This window comes from Bacillus sp. SRB_8, assembly GCF_003264205.1.
Classification (GTDB): domain Bacteria; phylum Bacillota; class Bacilli; order Bacillales; family Bacillaceae_G; genus Bacillus_A; species Bacillus_A mycoides.
The window spans coordinates 1-852 of the sequence record NZ_NADT01000097.1 but is presented as its reverse complement, the minus strand read 5'-3'; the positions used below and the strand labels follow the sequence as shown (position 1 = coordinate 852).

The following is an 852-nucleotide window of genomic DNA, read 5'->3' as shown; positions in this document are numbered from 1 at the left end:
GCAAAACTGCTTCTGGTGCAAACACTCCAAAAGGTTCTGGTGCGAAAACTTCAAGATAATTGCAAGTAATCTCTAAATCTTGGACATACTGATACTATTACTCTAAAAAAGGTGCGTGATCAGTATGGAAAAGCGAAATTTATTCAAGTGGAAGCATTATCATCATAATATTATTTTGCAAACAGTAAGATGGTACCTACGGTACAACTTGAGCTTTCGTGATTTGGTGGAAATGATGGAGGAACGGGGCTTATCCGTTGCTCATACAACGATTATGCGTTGGGTTCATCAGTATGGTCCTGAATTAGACAAAAGAATCCGTCGTCATCTCAATCAAACCAATGACTCTTGGAGAGTCGATGAAACATATATCAAAGTAAAAAGTCAATGGATGTACCTGTATCGTGCTGTCGATTCGAAAGGAAATACCATCGATTTTTACCTAAGCAAAGCAAGAAACCACAAGGCTGCAAAGCGATTCTTCAAGAAAGCTTTGCAGTCTTTTCATATTTCTGAGCCTCGTGTCGTGACAGTCGATAAGAATCCAGCTTATCCTATAGCAGTTGAAGAATTGAGAAAAGAAAAAAAGATGCCATTAGGCATCCAACTAAGGCAAGTGAAATATCTCAATAACATAGTGGAACAAGATCATCGATTTATTAAAAAGCGAGTTCGTTCGATGTTAGGATTGAAATCCTTTCGCACAGCTACATCCATTATTTCTGGAATAGAGGCTATGCATATGGTAAAAAAAGGGCAACTTATTTTACTGGACAAGTCTGTCCAAAATCAAGTGAAGTTCATCCATCAACTATTTGGAATTGTTGCTTAAGACTAGATTCCACTAGGAAA

1 protein-coding gene is annotated in these 852 nt (G+C 37.8%); it reads left to right on the top strand.

The genetic code is table 11. The features are described 5' to 3' along the window. Window positions 1–124: 124 nt before the first annotated feature. Window positions 125–832, top strand: coding sequence for an IS6 family transposase (locus B5P40_RS31965; protein WP_113710531.1), 708 nt, complete (start codon window positions 125–127; stop codon window positions 830–832). Window positions 833–852 lie beyond the last annotated feature (20 nt).

Bases quoted from the DNA above. Each gene is read 5' to 3' on its own strand.
- B5P40_RS31965 (WP_113710531.1), top strand. From the start codon at position 125: ATGGAAAAGCGAAATTTATTCAAGTGGAAGCATTATCATCATAATATT.